General features: G+C 42.3%; 10 protein-coding genes, 17 tRNA genes, 1 rRNA gene and 2 pseudogenes. 27 read left to right on the forward strand and 3 right to left on the reverse strand.

The window, feature by feature from the left end:
• From rrf to B7696_RS01055, 19 genes and pseudogenes are all read left to right on the forward strand, one after another.
• Positions 1-91: ribosomal RNA gene (gene rrf, locus B7696_RS00965) — 5S ribosomal RNA — on the forward strand; the annotation flags it as partial.
• Positions 92-95: 4 nt separating this feature from the next.
• A tRNA-Val gene (locus tag B7696_RS00970) sits at positions 96-168 on the forward strand.
• A gap of 2 nt (positions 169-170) precedes the next feature.
• Positions 171-243, forward strand: a tRNA-Asp gene (locus B7696_RS00975).
• A 24-nt stretch (positions 244-267) separates the two neighbouring features.
• A tRNA-Lys gene (locus tag B7696_RS00980) sits at positions 268-340 on the forward strand.
• 5 nt (positions 341-345) lie between these two features.
• Positions 346-427, forward strand: a tRNA-Leu gene (locus B7696_RS00985).
• An 18-nt stretch (positions 428-445) separates the two neighbouring features.
• Positions 446-518: transfer RNA gene (locus B7696_RS00990), tRNA-Thr, on the forward strand.
• Positions 519-540: 22 nt separating this feature from the next.
• Positions 541-612 (forward strand) — tRNA-Gly (locus B7696_RS00995).
• 7 nt (positions 613-619) lie between these two features.
• Positions 620-705 (forward strand) — tRNA-Leu (locus tag B7696_RS01000).
• An 11-nt stretch (positions 706-716) separates the two neighbouring features.
• Positions 717-790: transfer RNA gene (locus B7696_RS01005), tRNA-Arg, on the forward strand.
• A 15-nt stretch (positions 791-805) separates the two neighbouring features.
• Positions 806-879: transfer RNA gene (locus B7696_RS01010), tRNA-Pro, on the forward strand.
• Positions 880-884: 5 nt separating this feature from the next.
• Positions 885-958, forward strand: a tRNA-Met gene (locus tag B7696_RS01015).
• A 13-nt stretch (positions 959-971) separates the two neighbouring features.
• A tRNA-Ile gene (locus B7696_RS01020) sits at positions 972-1,045 on the forward strand.
• 12 nt (positions 1,046-1,057) lie between these two features.
• Positions 1,058-1,147 (forward strand) — tRNA-Ser (locus B7696_RS01025).
• A gap of 10 nt (positions 1,148-1,157) precedes the next feature.
• Positions 1,158-1,231: transfer RNA gene (locus B7696_RS01030), tRNA-Met, on the forward strand.
• Between the two features lie 3 nt (positions 1,232-1,234).
• Positions 1,235-1,307, forward strand: a tRNA-Phe gene (locus B7696_RS01035).
• 20 nt (positions 1,308-1,327) lie between these two features.
• Positions 1,328-1,398 (forward strand) — tRNA-Gly (locus B7696_RS01040).
• Positions 1,399-1,432: 34 nt separating this feature from the next.
• A tRNA-Ile gene (locus B7696_RS01045) sits at positions 1,433-1,506 on the forward strand.
• A gap of 6 nt (positions 1,507-1,512) precedes the next feature.
• A tRNA-Ser gene (locus B7696_RS01050) sits at positions 1,513-1,600 on the forward strand.
• A 241-nt stretch (positions 1,601-1,841) separates the two neighbouring features.
• Positions 1,842-2,090, forward strand: a pseudogene (locus tag B7696_RS01055) (ISL3 family transposase); the annotation flags it as partial.
• A 44-nt stretch (positions 2,091-2,134) separates the two neighbouring features.
• Here the strand turns inward: B7696_RS01055 and birA are convergent.
• Positions 2,135-3,070 (reverse strand): bifunctional biotin--[acetyl-CoA-carboxylase] ligase/biotin operon repressor BirA, encoded by a 936-nt coding sequence (gene birA, locus B7696_RS01060; protein ID WP_049510207.1) that lies wholly within the window; start codon positions 3,068-3,070, stop codon positions 2,135-2,137.
• Positions 3,071-3,351: 281 nt separating this feature from the next.
• On the opposite strand from birA, the gene B7696_RS01065 reads away from it, so the two are divergent.
• From B7696_RS01065 to B7696_RS01085, 5 genes and pseudogenes are all read left to right on the forward strand, one after another.
• Entirely contained in the window at positions 3,352-4,545 is a 1,194-nt protein-coding gene (locus tag B7696_RS01065) for an O-antigen ligase family protein (protein ID WP_084861670.1), read from the forward strand.
• Between the two features lie 143 nt (positions 4,546-4,688).
• Complete coding sequence (locus B7696_RS01070) at positions 4,689-5,132, forward strand: MarR family winged helix-turn-helix transcriptional regulator (RefSeq protein ID WP_000655212.1); 444 nt, start codon at positions 4,689-4,691, stop codon at positions 5,130-5,132.
• A gap of 34 nt (positions 5,133-5,166) precedes the next feature.
• Positions 5,167-5,358 (forward strand): annotated as a pseudogene (locus B7696_RS01075) (nuclear transport factor 2 family protein); the annotation flags it as partial.
• 14 nt (positions 5,359-5,372) lie between these two features.
• Positions 5,373-6,101, forward strand: a complete 729-nt coding sequence (locus tag B7696_RS01080; RefSeq protein WP_084861672.1) for an ATP-binding cassette domain-containing protein — start codon at positions 5,373-5,375, stop codon at positions 6,099-6,101.
• Entirely contained in the window at positions 6,094-7,614 is a 1,521-nt protein-coding gene (locus B7696_RS01085; protein ID WP_084861674.1) for an ABC transporter permease/substrate-binding protein, read from the forward strand. Before B7696_RS01080 ends, B7696_RS01085 begins: the two co-directional genes overlap by 8 nt.
• Positions 7,615-7,750: 136 nt before the next feature.
• On the opposite strand, the gene B7696_RS01090 is transcribed toward B7696_RS01085, so the two are convergent.
• Positions 7,751-8,287 (reverse strand): TetR/AcrR family transcriptional regulator, encoded by a 537-nt coding sequence (locus B7696_RS01090; protein WP_004235331.1) that lies wholly within the window; start codon positions 8,285-8,287, stop codon positions 7,751-7,753.
• Between the two features lie 132 nt (positions 8,288-8,419).
• Here B7696_RS01090 and B7696_RS01095 point away from each other — a divergent pair, with 132 nt between their 5' ends.
• Positions 8,420-9,310 (forward strand): cation diffusion facilitator family transporter, encoded by an 891-nt coding sequence (locus B7696_RS01095; RefSeq protein WP_000095928.1) that lies wholly within the window; start codon positions 8,420-8,422, stop codon positions 9,308-9,310.
• A 33-nt stretch (positions 9,311-9,343) separates the two neighbouring features.
• Here the strand turns inward: B7696_RS01095 and galR are convergent, their stop codons facing one another.
• Positions 9,344-10,348 carry a DNA-binding transcriptional regulator GalR gene (gene galR, locus B7696_RS01100; protein ID WP_049491335.1) on the reverse strand — a complete coding sequence of 335 codons (1,005 nt, stop codon included), beginning with the start codon at positions 10,346-10,348 and terminating at the stop codon, positions 9,344-9,346.
• Between the two features lie 165 nt (positions 10,349-10,513).
• On the opposite strand from galR, the gene B7696_RS01105 reads away from it, so the two are divergent.
• Together B7696_RS01105 and B7696_RS01110 are read left to right on the forward strand one after the other, a co-directional pair.
• Positions 10,514-11,692, forward strand: a complete 1,179-nt coding sequence (locus B7696_RS01105) for a galactokinase (RefSeq protein WP_084861676.1) — start codon at positions 10,514-10,516, stop codon at positions 11,690-11,692.
• Positions 11,693-11,710: 18 nt separating this feature from the next.
• Positions 11,711-13,192 carry a UDP-glucose--hexose-1-phosphate uridylyltransferase gene (locus B7696_RS01110; RefSeq protein ID WP_084861678.1) on the forward strand — a complete coding sequence of 494 codons (1,482 nt, stop codon included), beginning with the start codon at positions 11,711-11,713 and terminating at the stop codon, positions 13,190-13,192.
• The last annotated feature ends 64 nt before the right edge of the window (positions 13,193-13,256 follow it).

Here is a 13,256-nt window from a genome sequence, read left to right on the forward strand (position 1 = left end):
CACCTGTACCCATGCCGAACACAGAAGTTAAGCCCTAGAACGCCGGAAGTAGTTGGGGGTTGCCCCCTGTGAGATATGGAAGTCGCTTAGCTCTAGGGAGTTTAGCTCAGCTGGGAGAGCATCTGCCTTACAAGCAGAGGGTCAGCGGTTCGATCCCGTTAACTCCCATAGGTCCCGTAGTGTAGCGGTTATCACGTCGCCCTGTCACGGCGAAGATCGCGGGTTCGATTCCCGTCGGGACCGTTTAAGATAACGGAAGTTATTTTAGACTCGTTAGCTCAGTTGGTAGAGCAATTGACTTTTAATCAATGGGTCACTGGTTCGAGCCCAGTACGGGTCATATATGCGGGTTTGGCGGAATTGGCAGACGCACCAGATTTAGGATCTGGCGCTTAACGGCGTGGGGGTTCAAGTCCCTTAACCCGCATTAAGATATAATAAATGAGCCGGCTTAGCTCAGTTGGTAGAGCATCTGATTTGTAATCAGAGGGTCGCGTGTTCAAGTCATGTAGCCGGCATTTTTAGATAGAAGAAAACAGTGCGAACGTAGTTCAGTGGTAGAACACCACCTTGCCAAGGTGGGGGTCGCGGGTTCGAATCCCGTCGTTCGCTTAGAGAGGCCGGGGTGGCGGAACTGGCAGACGCACAGGACTTAAAATCCTGCGATTGGTAACGATCGTACCGGTTCGATTCCGGTCCTCGGCATAATATAATGAGCACCCTTAGCTCAACTGGATAGAGTACCTGACTACGAATCAGGCGGTTAGAGGTTCGACTCCTCTAGGGTGCATTTTTCTATTTAACTCGGGAAGTAGCTCAGCTTGGTAGAGTACTTGGTTTGGGACCAAGGTGTCGCAGGTTCGAATCCTGTCTTCCCGATATATGGCGGTGTAGCTCAGCTGGCTAGAGCGTCCGGTTCATACCCGGGAGGTCGGGGGTTCGATCCCCTTCGCCGCTATAATGATCTTGTTGGACCTTTAGCTCAGCTGGTTAGAGCTCTCGGCTCATAACCGAGTGGTCGTAGGTTCAAGTCCTACAAGGTCCATTTGAATAGTATGGAGGATTACCCAAGTCCGGCTGAAGGGAACGGTCTTGAAAACCGTCAGGCGTGTAAAAGCGTGCGTGGGTTCGAATCCCACATCCTCCTTTTGTATTAACGCGGGATGGAGCAGCTCGGTAGCTCGTCGGGCTCATAACCCGAAGGTCGTAGGTTCAAATCCTGCTCCCGCAATAAGGCTCGGTAGCTCAGTTGGTAGAGCAATGGATTGAAGCTCCATGTGTCGGCGGTTCGATTCCGTCTCGCGCCATTTTTATTTATAGTATTTATGCGGGTGTAGTTTAGTGGTAAAACTACAGCCTTCCAAGCTGTTGTCGCGAGTTCGATTCTCGTCACCCGCTTTGAACTTTGTTCAAATTACCAAGTTTTTAACTTGGGCGCGTAGCTCAGGTGGTTAGAGCGCACGCCTGATAAGCGTGAGGTCGGTGGTTCGAGTCCACTCGTGCCCATTAATAGGAGAATTACTCAAGAGGCTGAAGAGGACGGTTTGCTAAATCGTTAGGTCGGGTAACTGGCGCAAGGGTTCGAATCCCTTATTCTCCGTTTAATTTCGACTCTCTGTCAACTGTAGTGGGTTGAAGAAAAGCTAAGTTCTAGGAAGGAGACATTTCGTCCTTTCTTTTTTGGTATTCAGAGCGATAAAAAGACTCCATAATATTTGTAGTGGGTACCCCCCTATAAATATTATGGAGCCTATTTTTATGTAGAAAAAAGTTCCATATGATCCATAATGAAAAGCAACCAAACCATCATTAGAAAGAATCATATGGAATAGTTACATTTTATCACAAAATTGTTCGATATCAAAGACCAAAATATCAAGATTTTAGATATCGTCAATAGGGATACTCACAAGGAAATCATCGCGAAACTGGATTACAATGCCCCATCTTGTCCTAGTTCTGGAAGTCAAATGAAGAAATATGACTTTCAAAAACCGTCTAAGATCCCTTACCTAGAAACGACTGGTATTCCTACTAGAATTCTCCTTAAAATGGCTCTTTTTCAACTGTATAGGGCTGCAGAAAAGCTAAAATCTTTATATATTGTCGATTCTATGGTTGTGCTAGTTTATTATTACTTCCAACTCTTGAGTGAAATTTCTCCGCTATTGAGCCAGATTTCTTTTCCGTTATCACATTGAACTAAAAGTTTGCCATTTTCTGAGATATCTTTAGCAAGTCCCTTGTAGTCTTTTTGATCTAGTGTGAAAGTAACTTCTTTTCCTAGAACGAATGACTGTTTTTTGTATAGGTATAATAGTTCTTCTGCTGGTGTTTCGAAGAAAGTCCGCCAGATTTCTATGATTAATTCATTTCTGGTAATAGGTGCTGGTGTTTTAAATAAACTAGCAGCTTTTTCTTTTAATTCCTGAGGAAAGTCTTTAATAGTGAAATTAATACCTACTCCAATAATGATATCTGTGACTAAGCCAGTTTCTACAGAGGTCATTGCCTCAGTAAGGATTCCTCCAATTTTATGATTGTTTAGGTAGATATCATTGACCCATTTTATGTCGACATCAATTAAAGTTAGGTTCTTAATGGCTTTGTAGACAGCTCCTGCTACAAGTAGTGTGTAGGATGGTAATTGGTCATAGGGCAGATTGGGTTTAAGATGGAGTGTCATATAAATGCCACCTTGTGGGGAGTAGAAAGAACGTTGAAAACGTCCTCGGCCAGCTGTTTGATAGGAAGCTAGATAGAGGGTGTTTGCTTCATTTCCTAAATCAATTGCTTCTTTTGCATCGAGTTGTGTTGATCTTGTTTCGGGTTTAAAACTGATTTTAATTGGAAGATTTTGTTCTAGAAGTTCTGGAAGAATAAGGTCTCCGTTCACCAGTTTATAGCCTTTGTTTTTGATACTATCAATTTCAATGCCTTCTTGTTCTAAACGCTTGATGGCTTTCCAAATTGATGTTCGAGTCAGTGATAGTTCTTCTGCAATCTTTTCTCCGCTGATATAATCGGTTTCTTTAGTTAGAATCTGATAGACAGCTTGGTAGGATTTCATGGGTTTCCTTTCTTTAAGAATAGTATATGATTTGATTTTAGTTTGGATAGTTGCTTCTAATCTATATTTTATTACTACTATTTTAACATATGCCTACTATTTTCGGCACGTTTTTTTAGAGTGAATCTAGTCATTAAGCTTGAGTTGTGAAATCTCAGTATTTTTGCTCCCTTTTTTACCTAGTAAACGTTTCCTTTGTTTTCAAATTGCTAAAAAAGTGGTACAATAAAGGGTAGCTTACTATTATCTGAATCAACTGATTTGGAGAGAAAGGATTCATTTTGAAATCAATAGGCTTTATTGAAAAGCTGAAAGGGTTGTCTAGTAAAGAACTGATTTTATTGGGAATCATCCTGAGTATCTTTTTACCCTTTTATCTTTTTGTAGTTGTATTCTGTTTATATATTATCAGTTTGATTTTTACAGGAGATATGAAAAGTATTCTTCAGAAAATGGGGGAGCATCCGATGCTACTTCTTTTTCTTGGCTATAGTACTGTTATATCCACTTTTGCTCAAAATTGGATGGGTCTTGTGGCTTCAGTAGGAATTTTTCTATTTACTGTTTTCTTTTTGCACTATCAGTCGATTTTATCACATAAATTCTTTCGATTGATTTTGCAGCTCGTCTTGTTTGGTAGCGTCTTGTCAGCTGCTTTTGCGAGTTTAGAACATTTCCAAATTGTAAAGAAATTTAACTATGCTTTTCTTTCACCCAATATGCAGGTGTGGCATCAAAATCGTGCAGAAGTGACCTTCTTTAATCCTAATTATTATGGAATTATTTGTTGTTTCTGTATCATGATTGCTTTCTATCTGTTTACAACGACCAAGTTGAATTGGTTGAAAGTATTCTGTGTGTTTGCAGGCTTTGTGAATCTCTTTGGATTGAACTTTACGCAAAATCGAACTGCCTTTCCTGCTATTATCGCTGGAGCCATTATTTATCTCTTCACGACCATTAAAAACTGGAAGGCCTTTTGGCTTAGTATTGGGGTCTTTGCGATTGGCTTGAGCTTCCTCTTTTCTAGTGATTTGGGAGTTCGGATGGGGACTTTAGACTCTTCTATGGAAGAACGCATTTCTATCTGGGATGCTGGGATGGCCTTGTTTAAGCAAAATCCTTTTTGGGGTGAGGGGCCATTGACCTATATGCACTCTTATCCTAGAATAAATGCTCCTTATCATGAACATGCTCACAGTCTTTATATTGATACGATTCTGAGTTATGGAATTGTGGGGACTATTTTACTAGTTTTGTCTTCTGTGGCTCCTGTTCGCTTGATGATGGATATGAGTCAGGAGTCGGGGAAACGTCCGATTATCGGCCTTTATCTGTCTTTCCTTACAGTGGTTGCTGTGCATGGAATCTTTGACTTGGCCCTCTTCTGGATTCAGTCAGGTTTCATTTTCTTGCTAGTTATGTGCAGTGTTCCATTGGAGCATCGAACGTTGGTATCGGACATGACGGATTAAGTTTATAAGATTAGAATCTTCTACCTTGGGTGGGAGATTTTTTACTGGAAAAAATTATTTCTAAATCGAAATAGTTGACAGTTAGAATGATGAGTGTTACAATTGTTTTATTCGTTTCGATATGGAAATAAATTGGAGGTGTCATGAAAGATAGTCATTTGCTAGCTCATCATATTCGTTTGTTGAATGGGCGGCTTTTTCAAAAGTTACTGAGCCAAGATCCTGATGCTCTTTATCGGAGTGAACAGGGGAAGATTTTAGCGGTTTTATGGAATAGTGAAACTGGCTGCGCAACTGCGACAGATATTGCGCTTGCGACTGGGCTTGCTAATAATACTCTGACGACGATGATTAAAAAACTAGAGGAACAAAATCTTGTAACTATTAGTCCATGTGGAGAAGATAAGCGTAAGAAGTATTTGGTTTTAACAGAGTTGGGGCAGTCTCAGAAAGAAGTGGGGCATCGTGTCAGTCAGAAATTGGATACGATCTTTTATAAAGGATTCACCGAGGAAGAAATTCGTCAGTTTGAAGCCTTTCAAGAAAGAATTTTGGTTAATCTGAAAGAGGAGGAAAATGAGGTTTAAAATGGAGCAAATTAGCTGTTTATAAGTAAAGGCCACTTTTGACTTTGTTTTCCAACTCTTAGGACAAGGAAACTATGTGGTTAGCTATGGTCAGAATCAGATTGGTGGAGTTGCCTATGCCCAGTACGATATCTTCCGACTAGAAAACGGGAAAATTGTGGAACATTGGGATAATAAGGAAGTCATGCCTAAGGTAGAAGATTTGACCAATCGAGGGAAGTTTTAAATTGAGGATACAGAATGATTGAATACAAAAATGTAGCTTTACGTTACACAGAAAAAGATGTCTTGAGAGATGTTAATTTACGGATTGAGAATGGGGAATTTATGGTTTTAGTTGGGCCATCTGGATCAGGTAAGACGACCATGATCAAGATGATTAACCGTCTTTTGGAACCAACTGATGGAAATATTTACATGGATGGCAAGCGCATCAAAGACTATGACGAGCGTGAGCTTCGTCTCTCTACTGGTTATGTTTTACAGGCCATTGCTCTCTTTCCAAATCTAACGGTTGCGGAAAATATTGCCCTGATTCCTGAGATGAAGGGATGGACTAAGGAAGAAATTGCTAAGAAAACTGAGGAGCTTTTGGATAAGGTTGGTTTACCAGTAGCTGAGTATGGACATCGTTTGCCTAGTGAATTATCTGGGGGGGAGCAACAGCGTGTTGGTATTGTTCGTGCTATGATTGGTCAGCCTAAGATTCTCCTCATGGATGAACCTTTTTCAGCCTTAGATGCTATTTCTCGCAAACAGTTGCAGGTTCTGACGAAAGAATTGCATAAAGAGTTTGGGATGACAACGATTTTTGTAACCCATGATACGGATGAAGCCTTGAAATTGGCGGACCGTATTGCTGTTTTGCAGGATGGAGAGATTCGTCAGGTAGCGAATCCCGAGACAATTTTAAAAGCGCCTGCAACAGACTTTGTAGCAGACTTGTTTGGAGGTAGTGTTCATGACTAATTTAATTGCAACTTTTCAGGATCGTTTTAGTGATTGGTTGACAGCTCTATCTCAACATTTGCAGTTGTCACTTTTGACCTTGTTACTGGCCATTTTTATAGCGATTCCCTTGGCTGTTTATCTTCGCTATCATGAGAAGTTGGCGGATTGGGTCTTACAGATTGCAGGGATTTTCCAGACCATCCCGTCTATGGCCTTGTTAGGACTCTTTATCCCCTTGATGGGAATTGGAACCTTGCCGGCTTTAACAGCGCTAGTGATTTATGCGATTTTCCCGATTTTACAAAATACCATCACTGGGTTGAAGGGAATTGATCCAAGTCTGCAAGAGGCTGGGATTGCCTTTGGGATGACTAAGTGGGAGCGTCTCAAGAAGTTTGAAATTCCACTTGCCATGCCGGTCATTATGTCTGGTATTCGGACGGCAGCGGTCTTGATTATCGGTACGGCGACCTTGGCTGCCTTGATTGGTGCAGGGGGACTAGGTTCCTTTATCCTTTTGGGAATTGACCGTAATAATGCCAGTCTGATTTTGATTGGGGCACTTTCTTCTGCAGTGCTGGCTATTGCCTTTAACTTACTACTAAAAGTGATGGAAAAAGCAAAATTGCGGACGATTTTCTCTGGTTTTGCCTTGGTGACAATATTGCTCGGACTGTCTTATAGTCCAGCCCTCTTGGCTCAAAAAGAGAAAGAAAATTTGGTGATTGCTGGGAAATTGGGTCCAGAACCAGAAATTTTGGCCAATATGTATAAGTTGCTGATTGAGGAAAATACCAGTATGACTGCAACTGTTAAACCGAATTTTGGGAAAACAAGCTTCCTCTATGAAGCTCTGAAAAAAGGCGATATTGACATCTATCCTGAATTTACTGGTACGGTGACTGAAAGTCTGCTTCAGCCATCACCGAAAGTGAGTCATGAGCCAGAGCAGGTTTATGATGTAGCGCGTGATGGTATTGCCAAACAGGATCATCTAGCCTATCTCAAACCTATGTCTTATCAAAATACCTATGCTGTGGCTGTTCCGAAAAAGATTGCTCAAGAATATGGCTTGAAGACCATTTCAGACTTGAAAAAAGTGGAAGGACAGTTAAAGGCAGGCTTTACTCTCGAGTTTAATGATCGTGAAGATGGAAATAAGGGCTTGCAATCAATGTATGGTCTTAACCTCAATGTAGCGACCATGGAGCCAGCCCTTCGCTATCAGGCAATTCAGTCAGGCGATATTCAAATCACAGATGCCTATTCGACAGATGCAGAGTTGGCGCGTTATGATTTGCAGGTCTTGGAAGATGACAAGCAACTCTTCCCACCTTATCAAGGGGCACCACTCATGAAAGAAGCTCTTCTCAAGAAGCATCCTGAGTTGGAGAAAGTTCTCAATAAATTGGCTGGCAAAATTACTGAAAGCCAGATGAGCCAGCTCAACTACCAAGTCGGTGTTGAAGGCAAGTCAGCAGAACAAGTAGCCAAGGAGTTTCTACAAGAACAAGGTTTGTTGAAGAAATAGCTTAAAAAGCTAAACTCAACTTGGTTGAACGACTATATAGAAGAATGCTCAGACAATGTCGTCTGGGCTTTTTTGATTGTTGAAAAGATGAAAACTCAGTAGCCTAGAAATAAGGCAACTGAGCTCTACTCTGTATTCAATTTTTAGGAATGAGAAGGTCTAGATAAAACTGGACAACTTCCTGGTATGTAAAGTCTTGTCCTTTTTTGAGCCACCAGGTCAATGTCTCGATAAAGTTGGACACGACCAAGTGTTGGAGGTAAGAAGTAGGCAGATTAGTGTGGGCTTCTTTTAACTCATCAGCCAACATGGGATAGACATGGTGTTCTAGCTCTTTATGGAGTTGACGGAGGAAGTAGTCATTTTTGGAAAATAGCAGACTGGTAACATGGTCCTGGTTTTTCTGAAAATGTAAAAAGATATGTGCGAGGTAGTCCTCGGTAGTAAAGTGTCCTTCCCTTTCAAAGAGATGATGAAAGAGGTAGCGACAGAGCTCATCTAAAAGGAGTTCCTTGCTTTCATAGTGACAGTAAAAAGTAGAACGCCCAACATCTGCTAGGTCAATGATATCCTGAACAGTAGTGGCATCATAGCCTTTGTCGTTCAAAAGTTGTAAAAAAGCTTGATAGATGGCTTTTTTCGTCTTGCTGACTCGACGGTCTCTTTTTGGCATGTAGACACTTGAGACAAACTGTTCAGAACTGAACATGGCTGACAGTTTGCTTCTATCCTTTCTTTGAATTTTATTAGATAATACAAATGAAAGAAGTATGTATATACCCATTATACCAAAGGAGGGAGAGAAATGAGTTCTAAAACATCTATCTGGTTAGCTTTTTTCTTAAATTTAAGCTATGCGATTGTTGAGTTTATCGCAGGAGGAATCTTTGGTTCGAGTGCAGTTCTTGCTGATTCCGTTCATGACTTGGGAGATGCTATAGCCATTGGCATCTCAGCCCTTTTAGAAACAATTTCAAACCGTGAAGAAGATAGACAGTACACCTTGGGTTACAAACGTTTTAGTCTTTTAGGAGCCATGCTAACGGCTGTGATTCTTATGATAGGGTCTGTCCTAGTGATCTTGGAAAATGTCACAAAGATTGTTCACCCGCAACCCGTCAATGAGGAAGGCATCCTCTGGCTGGGAATCATTGCAGTAGCCATTAATGTGCTAGCAAGTCTGGTAGTTCGTAAGGGGAAAACAAAGAACGAGTCAATTCTTAGCCTGCATTTTTTGGAAGACACTCTTGGTTGGTTGGCCGTCATTCTAATGGCGATTATTCTTCGATTTACGGACTGGTATATCCTCGATCCGCTTTTATCACTAGTTATTTCTATCTTTATTCTGTCGAAAGCCATTCCTCGCTTTTGGAGCGCACTGAAAATTTTCCTAGATGCTGTGCCAGAAGGAGTCGAGACAAGTGATTTGGAGAAGGATTTAGAGGCTCTACCCAATGTCAACAGTGTCAATCAACTTAGCATTTGGTCCATGGATGGTCTAGAGAATAATGCTATTGTTCACATTTGTATCAAGGACTGGGAACAGATGATGGAAACCAAAGAAGTGGTGCGTCAATGTTTAGAAGAAAGAGGCGTGCAGAATATCACTATTGAAGTAGATAGCAGTCAAAGCAATCATGCGCAACATAAGCGGAGGGTGAGAGAATTAGAGCAGAAGCATGGGCATCATCATTAGAAAAGCGACCTCGCTAGAGGTCGTTTTGTTATCCTATTCATTCCTTGTACTTTCTCTCAGAGTCAGTCTGGTTCCCAACATGGTTAGGCTAGGGATTTTGCGACCGTGGAGTACTTCCTTATTAAGAATATCCATGCCTGCTCTGCCCATTTCTTCGGTATAGACGGTGATGCTGGAGAGGGGAGGATAGACTTGCTTGGTCAGACTAGTGTCGTTAAAGGAAATGAGGCTGACGCGGTCTGGTAGGCTGATTCCAGCTTCTTGGAGCGCACGGAGGGCACCGATGGCTAAACTATCGCTAGCTGCGAAAAAGGCTGGTGGGAGTTGGTCTCCTAAGTTCTGAATAGCCTCCTTCATTAAGTCATAGCCAGACTGGGCAGTAAAGCTTCCTTGAAAGACCAGTTCATCATGATAGATTCCTTTTGTTTGACTGTAGTTTCTGAAATTTTCCAGCCGCTTATCCTCAATGATTTCTTCTTGGTCTGTTGTTTCCTCAAGCCCTGTTAGAATCCCGATACGGTCCATCCCTTGACTGAGGAAATAATCGACAACCTGTTTCATGGCAGTGTAAAAGTCCGTGATAATGCAGGTATGTCCTAGTGAAAGAGTATCACTGTCTAGAAAGACAAGAGGCTTTTGGTATTCTTCAAAGGCAGAGATCTGAGCTCGACTAAACTTTCCGATGCAGAGAATCCCGATGACTTCCTCGCTCAGTGTAAAAGGATGGTCATTAAAATAGCGTAAAATATCATAGTCCAGTTCTTGGGCTCTTTTCTCTATGCCTAGGCGAATCTGGTAGTAGTAGAGATCGTCCAGCTCCCCTTGTTCGCTGACCCATTGGATAATGGCAATTTTTTGCTTGGGCTTGTGGGACTCGCCTGTCTTGAGGTGTTTGGTGTAGCCCAGCTCTTCAGCAACGGTTAAAATACGGTGTCTGGTTTCTTCTGTAACAGATAGGCTCTGGTCGCGGTTTAGAACACGGGATACGGTCGCGATAGAGACAGAGGCTAGCTGTGCAATATCTTTTAAGGTAGCCATAAATCCTCCTTCTTTAAGGTTAGTATATCATATTTTTCTGCTTTTTTACTTATATTTTAGTAAAATTTTAGTAAAAAGGATTGACCTTGGGAAATCCCTTGGATACAATAAAAGAAAACGATTACACGTTAAGGTGACTTAACGGACAGTCAAAGGAGAATTCATATGACACAACATCTTACTGCAGAAGCACTTTGTAAAGACTTTCTTGCTGTTTTTGGTCAAGAAGCAGACCAAACATTCTTTTCACCAGGTCGTATCAACTTGATTGGTGAACACACGGACTATAATGGTGGACATGTATTTCCAGCAGCCATTTCCTTAGGAACTTATGGGGCTGCTCGCAAACGTGATGACCAAGTCTTGCGTTTCTACTCAGCTAACTTTGAGGAAAAGGGTATCATCGAAGTGCCTCTCACTGATCTCAAGTTTGAAAAAGAGCACAACTGGACCAATTATCCAAAAGGCGTTCTTCATTTCTTGCAAGAAGCTGGGCATGTGATTGACAAAGGTTTTGATTTTTATGTTTATGGGAATATCCCAAATGGTGCTGGTTTGTCTTCTTCAGCATCCCTTGAACTTTTGACAGGAGTCGTGGCAGAGCATCTCTTTGATTTAAAATTAGAGCGTCTCGATTTGGTTAAAATTGGAAAACAAACAGAAAACAACTTTATCGGAGTCAACTCTGGCATTATGGACCAGTTTGCTATCGGTATGGGAGCTGACCAACGTGCTATTTACTTAGATACTAACACTTTAGAGTATGACTTGGTGCCGCTTGATTTGAAGGACAATGTTGTTGTTATCATGAATACCAACAAACGCCGTGAACTAGCAGACTCTAAATACAATGAACGCCGTGCTGAGTGTGAGAAAGCAGTAGAAGAATTGCAAGTTGCCTTGGATATTCAGACATTGGGTGAGTTGGACGAGTGGGCCTTTGACCAATACAGCTATCTGATTAAAGACGAAAATCGTTTGAAACGTTCTCGCCATGCTGTGCTTGAAAACCAACGTACCCTTAAAGCTCAAGCAGCCCTTCAAGCAGGTGATTTGGAAACATTTGGTCGCTTGATGAATGCGTCACACGTTTCTCTAGAACATGACTATGAAGTGACTGGTTTGGAATTGGATACCCTCGTTCATACTGCTTGGGCTCAGGAAGGTGTTCTCGGTGCTCGTATGACAGGGGCAGGTTTTGGCGGATGTGCCATTGCCTTGGTGCAAAAAGATGCTGTTGAGGACTTTAAGGAAGCTGTAGGCAAACACTACGAGGAAGTAGTTGGCTACGCTCCAAGCTTCTATATTGCTGAAGTTGCAGGTGGCACTCGCGTCCTTGACTAATCAAAAGGAGGCTCTATAGTGACCTTAGTAGATAAATTTGTAACACATATTATTTCTGAAAGTTCATTTGAGGAAATGGATCGAATCTACCTGACCAATCGTGTCTTGGCACGAGTGGGAGATGGTGTTTTGGAAGTTGAGACCAATCTGGATAAATTGATTGATCTCAAGGACCAGCTGGTTGAGGAAGCTGTTCGATTAGAGACGATTGAGGATAGTCAGACTGCGCGTGAAATCCTTGGTGCTGAATTGATGGACTTGGTGACCCCTTGTCCGAGTCAGGTCAATCGTGACTTTTGGGCAACCTACGCCCAGTCTCCTGAGCAAGCGATAGCGGATTTCTACCAACTCAGTCAGAAGAATGACTACATTAAACTCAAGGCCATTGCTAAAAATATCGCTTATCGTGTTCTGTCTGATTACGGTGAACTTGAAATTACCATCAACCTCTCTAAGCCTGAAAAGGATCCCAAAGAGATTGCGGCAGCCAAGTTGGTGCAAGCTAGCAATTATCCCCAGTGTCAGCTTTGTCTAGAGAATGAGGGCTACCATGGTCGAGTTAACCACCCAGCTCGCAGCAACCACCGTATTATCCGTTTTGAAATGGCTGGTCAGGAGTGGGGCTTCCAGTATTCGCCCTATGCTTACTTTAATGAGCATTGTATTTTCTTAGATGGCCAGCATCGTCCCATGGCCATTAGTCGTCAGAGCTTTGAACGTCTGCTTGCTATCGTAGAGCAGTTTCCAGGATATTTTGCAGGCTCTAATGCCGACCTGCCAATCGTGGGAGGCTCTATTCTGACTCATGATCACTATCAGGGAGGCCGTCACGTTTTTCCTATGGAATTGGCTCCTCTGCAAAAAGCATTTCATTTTACTGGTTTTGAGCAGGTAAAGGCAGGGATTGTCAAGTGGCCTATGTCAGTGCTACGTTTGACCTCGGATTCTAAAGAGGAATTGATCAACTTAGCTGACAAGATTTTGCGAGAATGGCGTCAGTATTCAGATCCAAGTGTGCAAGTCTTGGCAGAAAGTAATGGCACACCACACCATACCATCACACCGATTGCCCGTAAACGCGATGGACAGTTTGAGTTGGACTTGGTCTTGCGAGACAATCAGACATCGCCAGAGCATCCTGATGGCATCTATCATCCCCACAAGGATGTCCAACATATCAAGAAGGAAAATATCGGCTTGATTGAGGTCATGGGCTTGGCAATCTTGCCACCACGTCTGAAAGAAGAAGTGGAGCAAGTCGCTAGCTATCTTGTAGGAGAAGCTGTTACGGTTGCCGATTATCATCAGAAATGGGCAGACGAACTCAAAGCCCAATATCCAGACCTAAAAGATAAAGAAAAAGCCCTTGAAATCGTCAAGGACTCTGTAGGTGCCATCTTTGCACGTGTTCTGGAGGATGCAGGAGTTTACAAGCAGACGGAGCAAGGACAGGTAGCCTTTATGCGCTTTGTAGAGCAGGTCGGAATTTTGTCAGACTAGGAGCTTTCTCCTTGCACAGTCCTATAAAAAGTAGTATCATAGTGTCGTTTGAAATATCAGGAGG

Origin of the sequence: Streptococcus mitis, assembly GCF_002096815.1 — a bacterium.
GTDB classification, from domain to species: Bacteria; Bacillota; Bacilli; order Lactobacillales; family Streptococcaceae; genus Streptococcus; species Streptococcus mitis_AD.